The 14,147-nt window shown below is 40.4% G+C and carries 13 protein-coding genes and 4 pseudogenes; 15 read left to right on the top strand and 2 right to left on the bottom strand.

Features of this window, described 5'->3' with window-relative positions:
• The first annotated feature begins 133 nt into the window (after positions 1-133).
• From A4V09_RS07535 to A4V09_RS07490, 11 genes and pseudogenes are all read left to right on the top strand, one after another.
• Positions 134-1,510 (top strand): MFS transporter, encoded by a 1,377-nt coding sequence (locus A4V09_RS07535; protein ID WP_065541807.1) that lies wholly within the window; start codon positions 134-136, stop codon positions 1,508-1,510.
• Positions 1,497-4,052, top strand: coding sequence for a glycoside hydrolase family 2 TIM barrel-domain containing protein (locus A4V09_RS07530; protein WP_065541806.1), 2,556 nt, complete (start codon positions 1,497-1,499; stop codon positions 4,050-4,052). Before A4V09_RS07535 ends, A4V09_RS07530 begins: the two co-directional genes overlap by 14 nt.
• A 56-nt stretch (positions 4,053-4,108) precedes the next feature.
• Positions 4,109-4,231 (top strand): annotated as a pseudogene (locus tag A4V09_RS26395) (transposase); the annotation flags it as partial.
• Between the two features lie 192 nt (positions 4,232-4,423).
• A complete protein-coding gene (locus tag A4V09_RS26390) occupies positions 4,424-4,663 on the top strand; it encodes an alpha/beta hydrolase family protein (RefSeq protein WP_065541805.1) in 240 nt (79 codons plus the stop codon).
• 115 nt (positions 4,664-4,778) lie between these two features.
• Positions 4,779-5,854 (top strand): annotated as a pseudogene (locus tag A4V09_RS07520) (ABC-2 transporter permease); the annotation flags it as partial.
• Positions 5,851-6,857 (top strand): annotated as a pseudogene (locus A4V09_RS07515) (C40 family peptidase). The pseudogenes A4V09_RS07520 and A4V09_RS07515, both read left to right, overlap by 4 nt.
• Before the next feature lie 15 nt (positions 6,858-6,872).
• Complete coding sequence (locus A4V09_RS07510) at positions 6,873-7,766, top strand: conjugal transfer protein (protein ID WP_065541804.1); 894 nt, start codon at positions 6,873-6,875, stop codon at positions 7,764-7,766.
• Between the two features lie 161 nt (positions 7,767-7,927).
• Positions 7,928-8,620, top strand: coding sequence for a response regulator transcription factor (locus A4V09_RS07505; RefSeq protein WP_065541803.1), 693 nt, complete (start codon positions 7,928-7,930; stop codon positions 8,618-8,620).
• Complete coding sequence (locus A4V09_RS07500; protein ID WP_065541802.1) at positions 8,621-9,541, top strand: sensor histidine kinase; 921 nt, start codon at positions 8,621-8,623, stop codon at positions 9,539-9,541.
• A gap of 110 nt (positions 9,542-9,651) precedes the next feature.
• Positions 9,652-10,149, top strand: a pseudogene (locus tag A4V09_RS07495) (ABC transporter ATP-binding protein); the annotation flags it as partial.
• A gap of 268 nt (positions 10,150-10,417) precedes the next feature.
• Positions 10,418-11,095 (top strand): DUF6664 family protein, encoded by a 678-nt coding sequence (locus A4V09_RS07490; protein WP_065541801.1) that lies wholly within the window; start codon positions 10,418-10,420, stop codon positions 11,093-11,095.
• Positions 11,096-11,234: 139 nt separating this feature from the next.
• Here the strand turns inward: A4V09_RS07490 and A4V09_RS07485 are convergent, their stop codons facing one another.
• The gene (locus A4V09_RS07485; protein WP_065541800.1) at positions 11,235-11,483 is read right to left on the bottom strand and encodes a helix-turn-helix domain-containing protein; all 249 of its coding nucleotides are present in this window, start codon (positions 11,481-11,483) and stop codon (positions 11,235-11,237) included.
• Between the two features lie 140 nt (positions 11,484-11,623).
• Here A4V09_RS07485 and A4V09_RS07480 point away from each other — a divergent pair, with 140 nt between their 5' ends.
• Positions 11,624-11,926 carry a hypothetical protein gene (locus A4V09_RS07480; RefSeq protein ID WP_242964018.1) on the top strand — a complete coding sequence of 101 codons (303 nt, stop codon included), beginning with the start codon at positions 11,624-11,626 and terminating at the stop codon, positions 11,924-11,926.
• 35 nt (positions 11,927-11,961) lie between these two features.
• On the opposite strand, the gene A4V09_RS07475 is transcribed toward A4V09_RS07480, so the two are convergent.
• Positions 11,962-12,198 carry a helix-turn-helix domain-containing protein gene (locus tag A4V09_RS07475; protein WP_065541799.1) on the bottom strand — a complete coding sequence of 79 codons (237 nt, stop codon included), beginning with the start codon at positions 12,196-12,198 and terminating at the stop codon, positions 11,962-11,964.
• Between the two features lie 114 nt (positions 12,199-12,312).
• Here A4V09_RS07475 and A4V09_RS07470 point away from each other — a divergent pair, with 114 nt between their 5' ends.
• From A4V09_RS07470 to A4V09_RS07460, 3 genes are all read left to right on the top strand, one after another.
• Positions 12,313-12,714: a hypothetical protein gene (locus tag A4V09_RS07470; RefSeq protein ID WP_065541798.1), complete on the top strand. Its 402-nt coding sequence runs from the start codon at positions 12,313-12,315 to the stop codon at positions 12,712-12,714.
• Positions 12,715-12,931: 217 nt separating this feature from the next.
• The gene (locus A4V09_RS07465; RefSeq protein WP_162291132.1) at positions 12,932-13,840 is read left to right on the top strand and encodes a ParM/StbA family protein; all 909 of its coding nucleotides are present in this window, start codon (positions 12,932-12,934) and stop codon (positions 13,838-13,840) included.
• Complete coding sequence (locus A4V09_RS07460) at positions 13,837-14,100, top strand: plasmid segregation centromere-binding protein ParR (protein ID WP_065541796.1); 264 nt, start codon at positions 13,837-13,839, stop codon at positions 14,098-14,100. Before A4V09_RS07465 ends, A4V09_RS07460 begins: the two co-directional genes overlap by 4 nt.
• The last annotated feature ends 47 nt before the right edge of the window (positions 14,101-14,147 follow it).

Below are 14,147 nucleotides of genomic sequence, written 5' to 3'. Positions count from 1 at the left end.
TGATTACCTTACATTTTTAGTGTTCAGTTCATAGAGAGAGGAGGGAAATGGAAGGGTTTATTTAGGAAAGACCGTTTGAAGAATGAGCCATGCAGTAATACGAAAAAAAGTTTAATACAAAGGGAGGTTTATCATGAACACCATAAAAGAGGAGAAGCATTTGTCATTTATACAGAAAATTGGATATGGAATTGGTGATGCTGGTTCCAACTTATCTTGGACCTTTATCGCATCATTTATATTAATCTATTGTACTGATACACTTGGGATTAGTTCTGCAGTAGTCGGAACTTTGTTACTGATTTCAAAAGTTTTGGATGGTATCAGTGATGTTTTTATGGGTAGAATTATTGATGCTACCCATAGTAAGATGGGAAAAGCAAGATTTTGGTATTTTATTAGTGGATTTCCAGTAGCAGCTTTTACATATTTCTTGTTTAGTGTACCAGGAAGTATTGATCAAAATACAAAATATGTATATGTTTTTGTTATATATACATTGATTGGTGCAGTATTTTATACAATGAACAATATTGCTTACTCTTCATTAACGGCTCTTTGTACAAAGAACCAGAAGGATAGAGTGGAAATGGGAAGTTATCGTTCACTTTTTGCTATTATTGCAGTACTTATACTGAGTTCCGTTACAAGTGGGCTTGTTGAAAACTTTGGTGGTGGTCAGCACGGATGGAGTATGGTCGCACTCATTTATTCGATTATCAGCCTAATACTTTTAGAAATTCCAGTACTTGCGGTAAAAGAACTTCCAGCAGAAGAGTTGGGAGATGGTCAGCAGGGTAAAGAAGATAAAGTTGGTTTCTTAGCGGCTATGGTCTTATTGTGCAAGAATAAATACTTTTTGATGATATTGGGACTGTATTTGGTTATGTATCTGGCAGGTGGTATTACAGGTGGTATGGGTATCTACTTTGCTACTTATCAGTTAGGAAATCCAGCACTTCTTGGAACTCTTAGTTTTGCCAGTTTAATTCCAATTATGGCTGCATTACCTTTCGTTGCAAAACTTACAGCTAAATATGGAATCAGAAATGTATGTATAGTCGGACACGCTGTTGGTGTTCTGGGAGCGATACTCATTATTTTGGGTGGAATAAAAGGAAACTTTCCATTAGTAATGTCAGGATTTATTTTGAAAGCTTTGGGCTCTGCACCACAATCAGGCGCAACGAATGCTTTAATTGCTGAAGTTGATGAGTATTCCTATCTGAAATTTGGTCACAGACTGACTGGAACTATTTATTCATGCTCTTCTGTAGGTCTTAAGGTAGGAACTGGGTTAGGAACAGCTTTATGTGGATACCTTCTTGCTTTAGGAGGATATGACGGTACAGCGGCAAATCAGACAGTTATGGCTATTTCTACAATCAACTGGTCTTATCTCTTAGCGCAGGCACTGCTTCCAATTCTTTCAATTGTTCTTTTCTATTTTCTTAAAGTAGAAAAAGACAATAGATCATTACGAGGAAAACAGGTGAATGAAAGAAAGTAATCAGAAAAGGATAAAAGAGAGTTTCAGCAGGAAATCTTATAAGCAGTATAAACGTAGATTTAGTATAAGAAATGGAGGCTTATTTATGAAAAAAGAACTTTATAATTCAGGATGGGAATTTAGCTTGGGTTCGGAATCTTTTGCAGGTCTTAACCTTGGGGGATATCGAAATGCAGAGAAAAAAACAGTTCAGTTACCTCATGATTTTGTGATCGCAAAGGATGTTTCAGAAAATGCGGCGGGGGGACGTGATTCGGGTTTTTATGAAGGAGACATTGGGTATTACGAGAATACCATTTGGATGCCGGATAAATTACCAGGTTCAGTAATGCTGAACTTTGATGGAGTGTATAGAAACTGTGAAATAAAAGTAAATGGAATCCCGGCCGGCGAACATAAATATGGTTATACATCATTTATTGTTGATATCACGAGATTTTTGAAGTCAGGTGAAAATAATGTTTCCGTTATGGTTGATACACTTCCTGATCCAAGTGCCAGATGGTATACGGGCGGAGGAATATACAGAGACGTGCATATTTTTACAGGCGCGGCCAGACATATTGCACCTAATGGAATTTGTGTCAATACAGTAGATCTGTCAGAACATGCAGCAGCAGTTGAGGTCGAAGTGAAGCTGGAAGGAAAGACGGATTCCATTACGAAAGAAGAAATAATTTTTACTTTATCGGACAATACCGGAAGCGTAGTTGTCAATAAAAAATGCAAGGTAAATTCATTGACACCAGACGTAGTAAAAACAGTGTTTTCTGTGGAAGAAGCAAAACTTTGGAGTTTAGAGAATCCTAATCTGTATGAACTAAAGGTCGAACTGATTAATCACGACATGGTAACTGATACAGATTCAATCACCACAGGTATCCGAATCATATCTCTTGATAACAAAAATGGACTTTGCTTAAATGGAAAGAATATTAAGCTTCGTGGAGGCTGCGTTCACCACGATAATGGTATATTGGGAGCTGTATCTGTATATGATATTGAGGCAAGAAAAATTAGTAAATTAAAGGCGGCCGGCTACAACGCCATACGTTCAGCACACAATCCACCATCTTCTGCACTACTTGAAGCCTGTGACAGACTTGGGATGCTTGTATTGGACGAAGCATTTGACATGTGGAAAATTGCAAAAGGTACATATGATTACCATCGTGATTTTAATGCATACTGGAAAAAAGATATTCAGTCCATGGTAATTAGAGACAGAAATCATCCTTCAGTATTCATGTGGAGTATTGGGAATGAAATTCCGGATTTAGCCAATGAATCAGGATTAGATACAATGAAGGCACTTGTAGATGCGGTGAGAGAGATTGATAACACTCGAACGGTTATTGTGGCAGGAACTGGGCTGGAAAGGTGGAATCAGGATGATCTGGATGCAGCAATGGAGAAGTATGGGAAACGCGACCATACTGTTTCTGAGATGAGCTGTGAGATGGAGTCAATGTTTCCGTCAGATGTAGATTCGGACATAACCAAAACTATTGCAGAATATACGGGTGTAATTGATACACATTATTGCTATTTTAGAAATGATGCTTTAATAAAGAACTACCCTGATGCCGTTATTATGGGCTCTGAATCCTATGCAGAAACGACTGATCTGGCAATAGAATCCATGGATGAACATCCACAGGTAATCGGAGATTTTGTGTGGACCTGCTGGGATCATATGGGTGAGGCCGGACTAGGAAGATGCATACATGTATCAAAGGATGAAGAGATAAGGTACAATAATTTCTTTTACAAAATGGAGGTTATGATAAAAACTCCATATCCATACAGGACCTCAAACTGTGGAGATTTTGATTTGAATGGAAATGCCACAGTTCAAAGTATGTTTCGTCAGGTCGTTTGGGGGGATAAGGGTACTTATATTGCAGTACAACCGCCCAAAATCCATGATATGTATGAAGTGAGAATTCTTGGTTTTAGCTGGCCTGAGGAAAAGATGCACTGGAACTTTCGAGAGGATGAAGGTAAGCTGGTCAAAGTTACTGTATATTCAGGTGCTGACCAGGTGGAACTTTTCTTAAACGGGAAAAGCTATGGAAAAAAACCTGCAGGTAAAATTGCCAGATATCAGGCTTTATTTGAAACTGAGTATGAACCTGGTACAATTGAGGCAGTAAGCTATACAAATGGTGTTGAGGTATCTAGAAAATGTATTGAAACAACCGGCAATGTTACAAGAATAAAAACATTTCCGGAGACTCTGACAGCAGATAGTAATATTAACAGTCTTATTTGTGTGCCAATTGAACTTCAAGATGAAAACGGACGCAGAGTAGTTGATGCAGAAATCAAGGTTAGTGCAGAAGTAACCGGTGAAGGCATTTTAGCCGGATTTGGGAGTGCCGTACCGTACACTGACGAAAATTATACAAAGGGATGTTTTACCAGTTATGAAGGGCGCCTCATGGCAATTATCAGAAGTACAGGAAATCCCGGAGAGGTTAAGCTGCGTATTAAGTCTGATCACTTACCAGATGAAAATGTATCGATGAATTTCAACTAAATAGTATTTTATGCAAAGTTCGGATTTTTATGATCTCAAAGGGGAGAAACTGATACCGTTCCATTCAGACAGAAGGGCACTTTGGAGACCTCAAGGAAAATGAAGTCTTCCGGCGGTTCAATTACCGAACCACTGAAAAAGTATATAAAGAATTTATGCTGTATACGATGGGACGGGATTTTGCGGCCCCAAATAAGCAGTCTGATGAAAAATAAGCATATCCCACAAAGAATTGTGTTCTGAAAAACACGAAATTCTGTGGGATATGCTTATATTGTAGTAGGAGCCTTAAAAACGGTATTAACCGACAGCCCCTTTCTTTAATGCCTCTTTTACATCTGTACCAGTATGAATAGGAAAATGAATTTACTGTGGTGAACTGGGATCAGCGCAATGTGGGTAAAACATACTTTGCGAACGATCCTGCAGCAGTTTTACAGACCATGTGTGCGGAGCGTGTTCTGGAAGACGTCCATGAGGTGACGACATATCTGAAGCAACAGTTCAACAAGGAGAAAATTATCCTCGCAGGCCATAGCTGGGGGACAGTGCTGGGAACATTCAGTTCATCCAGAACATCGCCAGTCAGCTTTTTATTCTTGAATTCATAGAAAGACACATTGATGAATGACTTTGTTTCCATGCCGAATGATGAAATCAACCGCTATCTAAAAATGGAAAAGCTGTTGGAAAACAAAATCAGCCGACGCTTCAAGGTGCGACGCTTCCATGATACCGAGCTATGAAAGCATGGCAAAGCAGGCAATCGTAAGAGTGTTTAACACGATTATGACAAGGGCAGGAATTACGCTGATTGTAACGGTCGCCTTTAGTATTTCCAGTATGTTTTACAACATATCCACGGACTACCCGTTCTTTATGGTGGCGTTCTTACAGATAGTGTGTTTTGCAGGTATCTACATGAAGCTAGGCGATTTAATGAGTATGTTCTCTTTAAACGCTGGCGACAGTCAAAGTGCAGGATTTTCCGTCGTCCGTATCTGTTCATGCGACATAGAGCTAGACGTATGGAACATAGACTTGCGAGAGCGGTGGGAAAAGGAAGTAAGGTCGGTGCAGGAGCTGGTGCAATGGCTGGTTCTATGGTATCGTCTGGCGGTTCATCAGCAAGGAACAATACACCAAAACAGCCAACCCGAAGCAACAGCACTTCTTCTCTTGGCGGTAAGGCTGGTTCAGCCGTGGGAGCTGTCCTTGATACAAAGAATAAGGTCAAGGATAAGGCAACTGCCGTCAAAGAAAATATCAAGGATATGCCGACACAAACCGCTTATGCGGTTCACTCTGCCAAAGAAAAGGCAAAGTCCAGTGTGTCCGATTTCAAACGTGGCGTAGTGCAGGAACAAGAAAACCGCCAGTCTGGACGTTTAGAGAAACAACAGCTCCATAGACAGAATATTGCTGACAAGCGTATGGAGCTTCAAAAGGCACAAGAAGCAAGGCAGGCAGGTAAGAAAATGGACGGATCAGCGACAAGCGGAGCTACCCGTCCCCATGAAAGACCAGCGACTACTCCTAAGGTCAATGTGGAAAAACAGCAGGAAGTCAAACGCCCTGCCACAGCTTCAACCATTAAGAATGATGAAGCTATCAAGAAAAATGCTGTCAAGGAACGTCCGCTATCTTCTGGCGGTTCATCAGCAAAGACCGTCAATCAAGAAACCACAAGACAGAATTACAAGACTGACCGTGTTACGAAAACAACCGTTCAGAAGCATACACAGCAGAATACCGAGAAGAACAAACGAACCATATTCAAGAAAGGACAAAAGAAGAAATGAAACTAAAACATATCGCTATTGTTGGCAGTCTGTTTCCTATCCTCTTTTCTCTCGTATTATTCTTTGGGGTTCTGATTAGTGCCGAGGACGACGACGGGGGCAATGGTTATTCCTCTAATTATGTAGGTATGAACCTATCTGCCGAAGTCTTGAAACATCAGCCTATGGTAGAAAAGTATGCCAAAGAAAACGGCATTTCCGAGTATGTCAATGTGTTGCTGGCAATCATACAAGTGGAAAGTGGCGGTACAGCCGAGGACGTTATGCAAAGATCTGAAAGTCTGGGACTACCACCCAACTCATTAGATACAGAAAGCTCAATCAAGCAGGGGTGTAAATATTTTGCGTCCCTGCTTTCTTCCTGCAAAAATCAAGGTATCAGTGATATAAATGTCGTGATACAGTCCTATAACTATGGCGGTGGCTATGTGGGATATGTATCAGGAAACTGGAAAAAGCATACATTCAACCTTGCGGAAAATTTCGCAAAGGATAAATCCGGCGGTCAGAAAGTAACCTACACGAACCCTATCGCTGTGGCGAAGAATGGGGGCTGGCGTTATGGCTATGGAAATATGTTCTATGTGGAGCTTGTGAACCAGTACCTTATCGTCAATCAAGTATCGGCGAACTGGCACAAAAGATAATGAATGAAGCGTTGAAGTATCAAGGCTGGAAGTATGTGTATGGTGGCAGTAACCCGAATACTTCTTTTGATTGTAGCGGACTGACGCAGTGGTGCTATGGCAAGGCTGGTATCTCATTACCGAGAACGGCACAAATGCAGTATGACGCAACACAGCATATTCCTCTATCGCAGGCAAAGGCTGGTGATTTAGTCTTTTTCCACAGTACCTACAATGCAGGAAGCTATGTAACCCATGTCGGTATCTATGTAGGAAACAATCAGATGTATCATGCAGGCGACCCGATAGGATATGCCGACCTTAATAATTCGTATTGGCAACAGCACTTGATTTGTGCTGGAAGAATAAAACAGTAGAAAGGATTGGAAACCATGTTTAAAAAGAAAGAAAAACCAGTAAAAGAAAAAAAGGTGCGTACTGTCAAAGTAGGCACGCATAAGAAATCTGTGATTGTATTGTGGATGGTGCTTATCGCAAGTGTGAGTTTTGGAGTTTATAAGAACTTTACCGCTATTGATATGCACACGGTACATGAAACAGAAACCATTCAGCTAAGACTAAATGACACCAACGGGATTGAAAACTTTGTGAAGAACTTCTGCAAGTCCTACTATACATGGGACAACAGCAAAGAAGCTATGGAAGCAAGGACGCAGGCAATCAGTAACTATCTGATAAAGGAATTGCAGGACTTGAACCTTGATACCATTAGAACGGATATACCGACCAGTTTCGTTGTTACAAATGTGTTGATTTGGGATATAGAACAGTCTGGAACGGACGATTTTATCGCTACCTACGAAGTAGATCAGCAGATAAAAGAGGGAGAACAGACAAACAATGTCAAGGCAACCTATACCGTCAAAGTCCATGTAGATAAAGACGGCGATATGGTTATCGTGCAGAACCCGACCCTTGCACCAGCGATTGAAAAGTCCGACTATGAACCAAAGGCACAAGAAGCCGACGCAAGCGTGGACGCTGATACCGTCAATGACGCTACGGCATTTTTAGAAACATTCTTTAAGCTGTACCCGACAGCAACCGAAAAAGAACTTGCCTACTATGTAGCTGGCAATGTGCTTGAACCTATCGGCAGGGACTACCTCTATTCAGAATTAGTCAATCCTGTGTTTACGGCGGACGGGGACAATGTGAAAGTCAAAGTTGCTGTGAAATTCATTGACAATCAGACAAAGGCAACGCAGGTATCACAGTTTGAGCTTGTGCTACATAAGGATAGCAACTGGAAGATTGTAGGATAATCGAAGATAAAGCGTGTAATTCAAATTGGAAATACACGCTTTAATTTTATACGGGACTAATATTTGTTGACACTCTTTTTTAGCAGATATATCATAATAAATAAGGGGATTTACAAATCAGATACAAAAATATGAAATTATGCTTTAAGGAGATGTTATACATGACAACTAAAAAACAAAAATCCGTTATGATATTAGAAGATGATACAGATTTGGCAGAAGGTATTGAATTATCTTTGCAAAGTGAAGATTTAAAATTTGTAATATGTAAAACGATAGCTGATGCAAGAAAAGCACTAGGACTTTATCAGTTCGATTTGCTTATATTTGACATCAATCTTCCCGATGGCAGTGGATTAGAATTTTGTCGAGAATTGAAACGAGAATTAAAAATGCCGATTGCTTTATTAACAGCAAAAGGTATGGAAATGGATATAGTAAAAGGTTTGGAAAGCGGAGCGGATGATTACATTACAAAACCTTTCAGTTTAATGGTTCTTCGTGCTAGAATTAGAGCTTTACTTAGACGGAATATTACAACAAGTGAACAAGAGTTTAGAAATTCTGTTTTTTTGTTTCGTTTTGAAACTATGGAATTTTATAAAAATGGAATCCCTCTGGAATTAAGTAAAACAGAACAGCGGATTTTATATCTGCTTGTATCGAATCCGAATAGAATTTTAACAAGGGAACGATTACTTGAATGGGTATGGCCAGAGGGAACAGAATATGTTGAAGATAATGCCTTATCTGTTGGAATAAGACGTTTAAGAGATAAGATTGAAGATGATTCATCTATTCCACTATATATAAAAACTGCTTATGGCAAAGGCTATATTTGGGAGAGTATGTAAATGCGTATCTATATTATTTCGATTATTAGTATTATAATTTTAAATGTTATTATTATCAGCTTAGTTATTCGTTGGTATAGAAATAATATTTTACGCCAGTATAATAACTTTTTAAATAAAGCTGATGAAATACTTAGCGGAAAACCGATAGATATTATGTATGATGAATCTATAGATTCAGCTATTTCTGAAAGGCTAAACCGTATTGTTGAAATATCTCGTATGCAAAAAGAGGTGGCTGAGGAAGAAAGAGATATAATAAAATCTTTGTTGTCTAACATTAGTCACCAAATCCGAACGCCACTAACAAATATTACACTATATGCTGGATTGTTGAAAGATGAAGTAAAAGAATCATCTGCTTTTCGATTAGCTGATAAAATAGAAAAAAATGCAGAAAAATTAGAGTTTTTTATGAAAGAACTGCTAAAATCTTCATATGCAGAGCAGGAAATAATTTCGGTTAAACCTAAGATAGTTGAATTAGATAAGGTGATGAAAAAAAGCTGTCAATCTGTGGAATTGGACGCAATGAAAAAAAATATTCATGTGAGTTCAGAATACACTAATTATAAAGTTTTTGCTGACCTTAAATGGACAGAAGAAGTTTTTACAAATATTATTGAAAATGCAATAAAATACTCACCGAATGGAACTGAAATAATTATTAAATCTATTTTATATGAATCTTTTGTATGTGTTCAAATTATAGATAATGGAATAGGCATACCAGAGCAGGAACAAGGAAAGATATTTCAAAGATTTTATCGAGGAAGCAATGTAACTGATAAACAAGGCTTTGGTATTGGATTATATTTAGCAAGAGAAGTTTTAAGAAAACAACAAGGATACATGAAAATAAAATCTGGGTTGAATAACGGAACTACCGTTGAAGTTTTTTTGTCCCGTAGAGCATTTTAAACAAGACTTTTTTCTCAATCTTTAATTGTGTCAGAACTGTCACTTTTGAGAAAGATTTGAGAAAGAAGTCTTTGCTATTATTATGGCAAACAAAGAAAGGAAGATGAAAAATGAACATTTTATCAGTTAGAAATCTAAAAAAATATTACAATACGGGAGAAAATAAAGTAAAAGCACTAGACGGAGTGGATTTGGATATTCGTAAAGGGGAATTTTTAGCGATTGTCGGAACATCTGGAAGCGGAAAATCTACTCTGTTACATATGCTCGGTGGATTGGATAATCCCACTTCGGGAGAAGTAATTATTGATGGCAGAAATATATCGGGATTGTCACGTGATGAATTGACTATTTACCGCAGAAGAAAAATAGGATTTGTATTTCAAAACTATAATCTTCTACCACTTATGAATGTATACGAAAATATCGTACTTCCCATTAAATTAGATGGTATAAAACCAGATAATAATTATATTGAAGAAATTCTTAAACTATTAAAATTAGAAGATAAAAAGTATTTCATGCCGAATCAATTATCTGGCGGACAACAACAGCGTGTCGCATTAGCAAGAGCTTTGGCGATAAAACCAGCCATTATTCTTGCTGATGTAAACTGGTGTAGCCTTTTTGGTTGTGTATCCAGTGTATAGAGTAAAAAAGAATAGAATATAGGTACTGAATACACAGTCGATACAAAGAAATGTGTATGACGTAAGAGGAAAATATGGATATCTGGTATGTGGGAATAGAATCTCATAACCAGTTTTTTTATTGTCAGATATGCACAGTTTATGTAAGAGTAGTTTGGTAGGTTCTGTGAATGGATTATCTGCCGGAAGTGCGGTAGTGTTGTCTCGAAAAAGGAGGTGGCACTGGATGGAACCTAATAATGGAAATATCCCTTGGCTGGATGGGATGGAAGCAGAGCTGGATAACAGAGTGGTTCAATATCTCGTAAATAATAATGCTGAGTACCGTAAGCTGCAAAATCAAGTGATAGCACTTCTGGATGAGACACCGGCAATAAAGGAACTGCTGGATGAATGCAAAGAACTTCAGCTATCAGAGCAGGAACATCGGATGTATCAGGAATACCGGCGGCTGAGGACAGAGAGGGATGCATTGGAGCGGAAATATCTGTATCTGGCAGGGCAGGCAGATATGAAGCCGTATGTGCAGACCCTGCAGGGACTACGGCAGAAGGGCACAGCAAATGGAACATATAAAATCGACCATCTGCATCTGGAATTCTGGCAGATGGAAATCATCAATCATGCAGTGGAAGAAGCGGAAAAAGCGGCACGAAGGAACTGCAAAGAATACGGCGAGATTGAGAAAAGGATCAGCGGATTATATAATAAATACCCTTTTATAGATTCCTTTACAGATAAAAGCAAGAGAAAAGAAGGCGGGACTTTTTCAAAAGAAGAGCTGCAGAAAGTCTCTGAATGCCTGGCTTTAGAAGATGACAAACGTTACATTGAACAAACAGAATTATATCTAAAAGGAATCAGGGATGGATATGCCCTTAAAAAATTTTTAGAATCAGAATGACAAAGAACAGCTGGAAACGAGCATGGAAATCGTTGCTGGCTGTTTTCTTAATAGGATGAAACAGAGAACTATTATTTAAACAGAATGGGAGAAAGAAGAACTAAAAACGCCGGAGCGTTCGGATATTTTCCTGCTCCGGCTATTTCTTCCCTTCAATCAGATATTCATAACTGACCTCAAAAATTTCAGTGAGGGCTTTTAATTCCAAATCGGTTACATACCGCTTATTCGTTTCGATCCTTGTGATCACATTTTTGTCCATATCATAGCCTGCCAGCTGGAGTGCATGCGCCAAATCACGCTGGGACAGATTTTTCTCCCTGCGAAGTTCAATCAAGCGCTGGCTGATCAGGTTCTTACCGCCGGACTGGGTTCTGGGCCTAGACATATCCGCATCCTTTCCTGCAAAAAGAATAGAAAAGTTTCGTCTCACTTTTTGCACCTTTTCTATTGATTTTACAGGGTTATAAGGGTAAAATCGGTTGTAAAAGTGAGACAAGTAAAATTCTGGCAGTAGAGAAAGGATAAATGATGGAAAAAAACAGCATGGAATTTAAACGAATGCTCTATGAGCTGATGAATGGAACGCTGGACCTTGAGACGCACCCGGTTCCAGAGAGCAGGAACGTAAAAAATGAGTTTGAAGAGGGAGGGGTGTGCGGTGAACTTTATAAAGAAGTGTTCGAGGCAAACCGCAGAATCTGTGAGCGTTTTGGTGTGCCAGAAGATAAAGACGTGGAAATAATCATATCGAAGCTATTGCAGATAGGGGAATATGAATGCATGAAGATGTATGATTATGGCGCCCTGTTTTCCAAAAACAGTAAATAAAAACATTAAGTGAAGATGTGTTGTGCAGGGATTTTCTATAACAATCCAGAAAAGAACGCATTGATATCCGTGCCGAATATTTTCGCAAGGGCAACAAGTTCGGATACTTTGATGTTCATCCGGTTTGTCTCTAATTTTGCATATGTGCTTTTCGTCATGGGGATGCCCATCAGGTTCAATTTTGCAATGACCTGTTCCTGAGTCATCTTATTCTGATAGCGTATCGCTTGAATATTCTTACCAATATCCATATCTGGTCTGATCTTTTGCATGGCACCGTCCTCTGATAAATGTTTCGCAATAAAGAAACTTTTGTATTGATTTTACTTGTTTCGCTTTTTATAATGTTTCGTAATAAGGAATTATTTTCAGATAAGGAGAACTTTATGCAGAAAACAGATACAGAAAAGCAGATCTTCTTACAGCTGTGCGGAGAAAAAGACAGAATGCTGCTTACGGAAACAGAAAAAATGAGCCTTGGAGATTTTGACCGATTGACCTATATCACTGATTTTTTAGGGTTCACCAGTTATAACCTGAAACTCTGGAATGAGGTGTCCCCGCAGTTTACGGAACAGTTTGACTGTTTAATGAGATTAATGGAAGACTGTGATGTTGCAGAGTGGACCGATGAAACGGAAGGGGAGTATCATCTGCATGATATGTGGCTGATGGATTTTTTAAGGAATATACCCAAAGAGGAAATAAGAGAAAATTTAAAAGAGGTTATGCGAAGGCTCTATAAAGAAGAGGGCTGGGAGTTTCCAGAGCAGGAGTACATGCTTTAACAGGCGTGTGCCCTGCTTTTTCTTTTCTAGCGAAAATCCTTGGATAAGAGTTCTCCTTTTATTCCGGGACATGAACCGGGACAGTTTAGGACCTAACCTTCTGGGAAGAACAATGTTCAGCATCCCAGCACTCCCCTCTCTCCTACGCAACCCCCTTCCAACCTTATATTTCCCATATTTCTCATTAATATATTTTTTTGAAAGGATGTGATGCCCTATCATCATAGGAATCGACCATGGCTATTATGCCATAAAAACCCCGCACTTTTGTTTCCCAACGGGGCTGTCCGTATATGAATATGAACCGTATACCATGCAGAATGTGCTGCAGTACGGCGGAAAATATTATGTCTGCGGTACCGGACGGCAGTCGCTGGTCAAAGACAAGACAGCCAATGATAATTATTATCTGCTGACGCTGGCTGCCATTGCACAGGAATTAAAGTACCGGAAAGCGCCGGAAAAGGAGAGGGTTGTTCTGGCAGCCGGGCTCCCGCTTGCCGGATTCGGCAGGGAGAAACAGAGATTCAGGGAATATCTGTTGCGAAAGAACCAGCCCCTCCGGTTCCGTTACGAGAGCGTAAGCTATGAGGCTGCCATTGAGGATGTGAGGCTGTTCCCGCAGGGGTATTCCGCCCTGGCCCTGCACCCGGAATACCTAAGGGAGGAACCGTCTGTGCTCCTGATCGACATCGGAGGCTGGACGGTGGATCTGATGCGGCTTGACAACGCCGTCCCCAATGCCGCCACCTGCCGAAGTCTGGAAATGGGGATGATACGGTGTATCGATGAAATCATGGAGCAGGTCAGGAGGAACGTGGGGCTGTCTGTTACGGATATGCAGATCGAGCGTGTCTTAAACGGGCAGCCCTGCAGCCTTGACCCGGCAGCAAAAGCAGTCATCCAGCAGTGCGGGAGGGAATATACGCAGCGGATACTCTCCTGTGTTACAGAAGCGGGGTTTGACATGAAGGCAGTCCCTTCTGTAGTCATGGGCGGCGGAGCCGGCATCGTAAAGCGCCACGTGAGGCCGCAGGACGGGCTGTGCCGGCAGATTTATCTGGAGGACGTCCATGCCAACGCCATGGCCTTTGAGCGGCTTGCCGGGCAGATGCCGGCGCGATGAGCCGCCCGGTCTTTTCCTTCCGTCCCAACATGGAGAACCCGGACCATAGACAGGCATGGGAAGTGCTGCAGGGTGTTCCGGATGGCGGGAAGAACGCCTTTCTGGTGCGGGCGATCCTGCAGGCAGAGGGCATGGAAGCCATGGAACGGATCATCCGCAGGACTGTTCGGGAAGAACTAAAATGTGGCAGTCCGGCACAATCTGAGCCGGAGAAAGAGAATATTCCGAAACCGATGCTGGATTTTTTAGACAGCCTGTGACAAAAGAAAAAATCCGTTGAAGCAGAAAAATGAAACCAATCGTGAAA

Origin of the sequence: Blautia pseudococcoides (genome assembly GCF_001689125.2) — a bacterium.
In the GTDB taxonomy this organism is placed as follows: Bacteria; Bacillota; Clostridia; order Lachnospirales; family Lachnospiraceae; genus Blautia; species Blautia pseudococcoides.
This window is presented reverse-complemented; position numbering and strand designations above follow the sequence as displayed.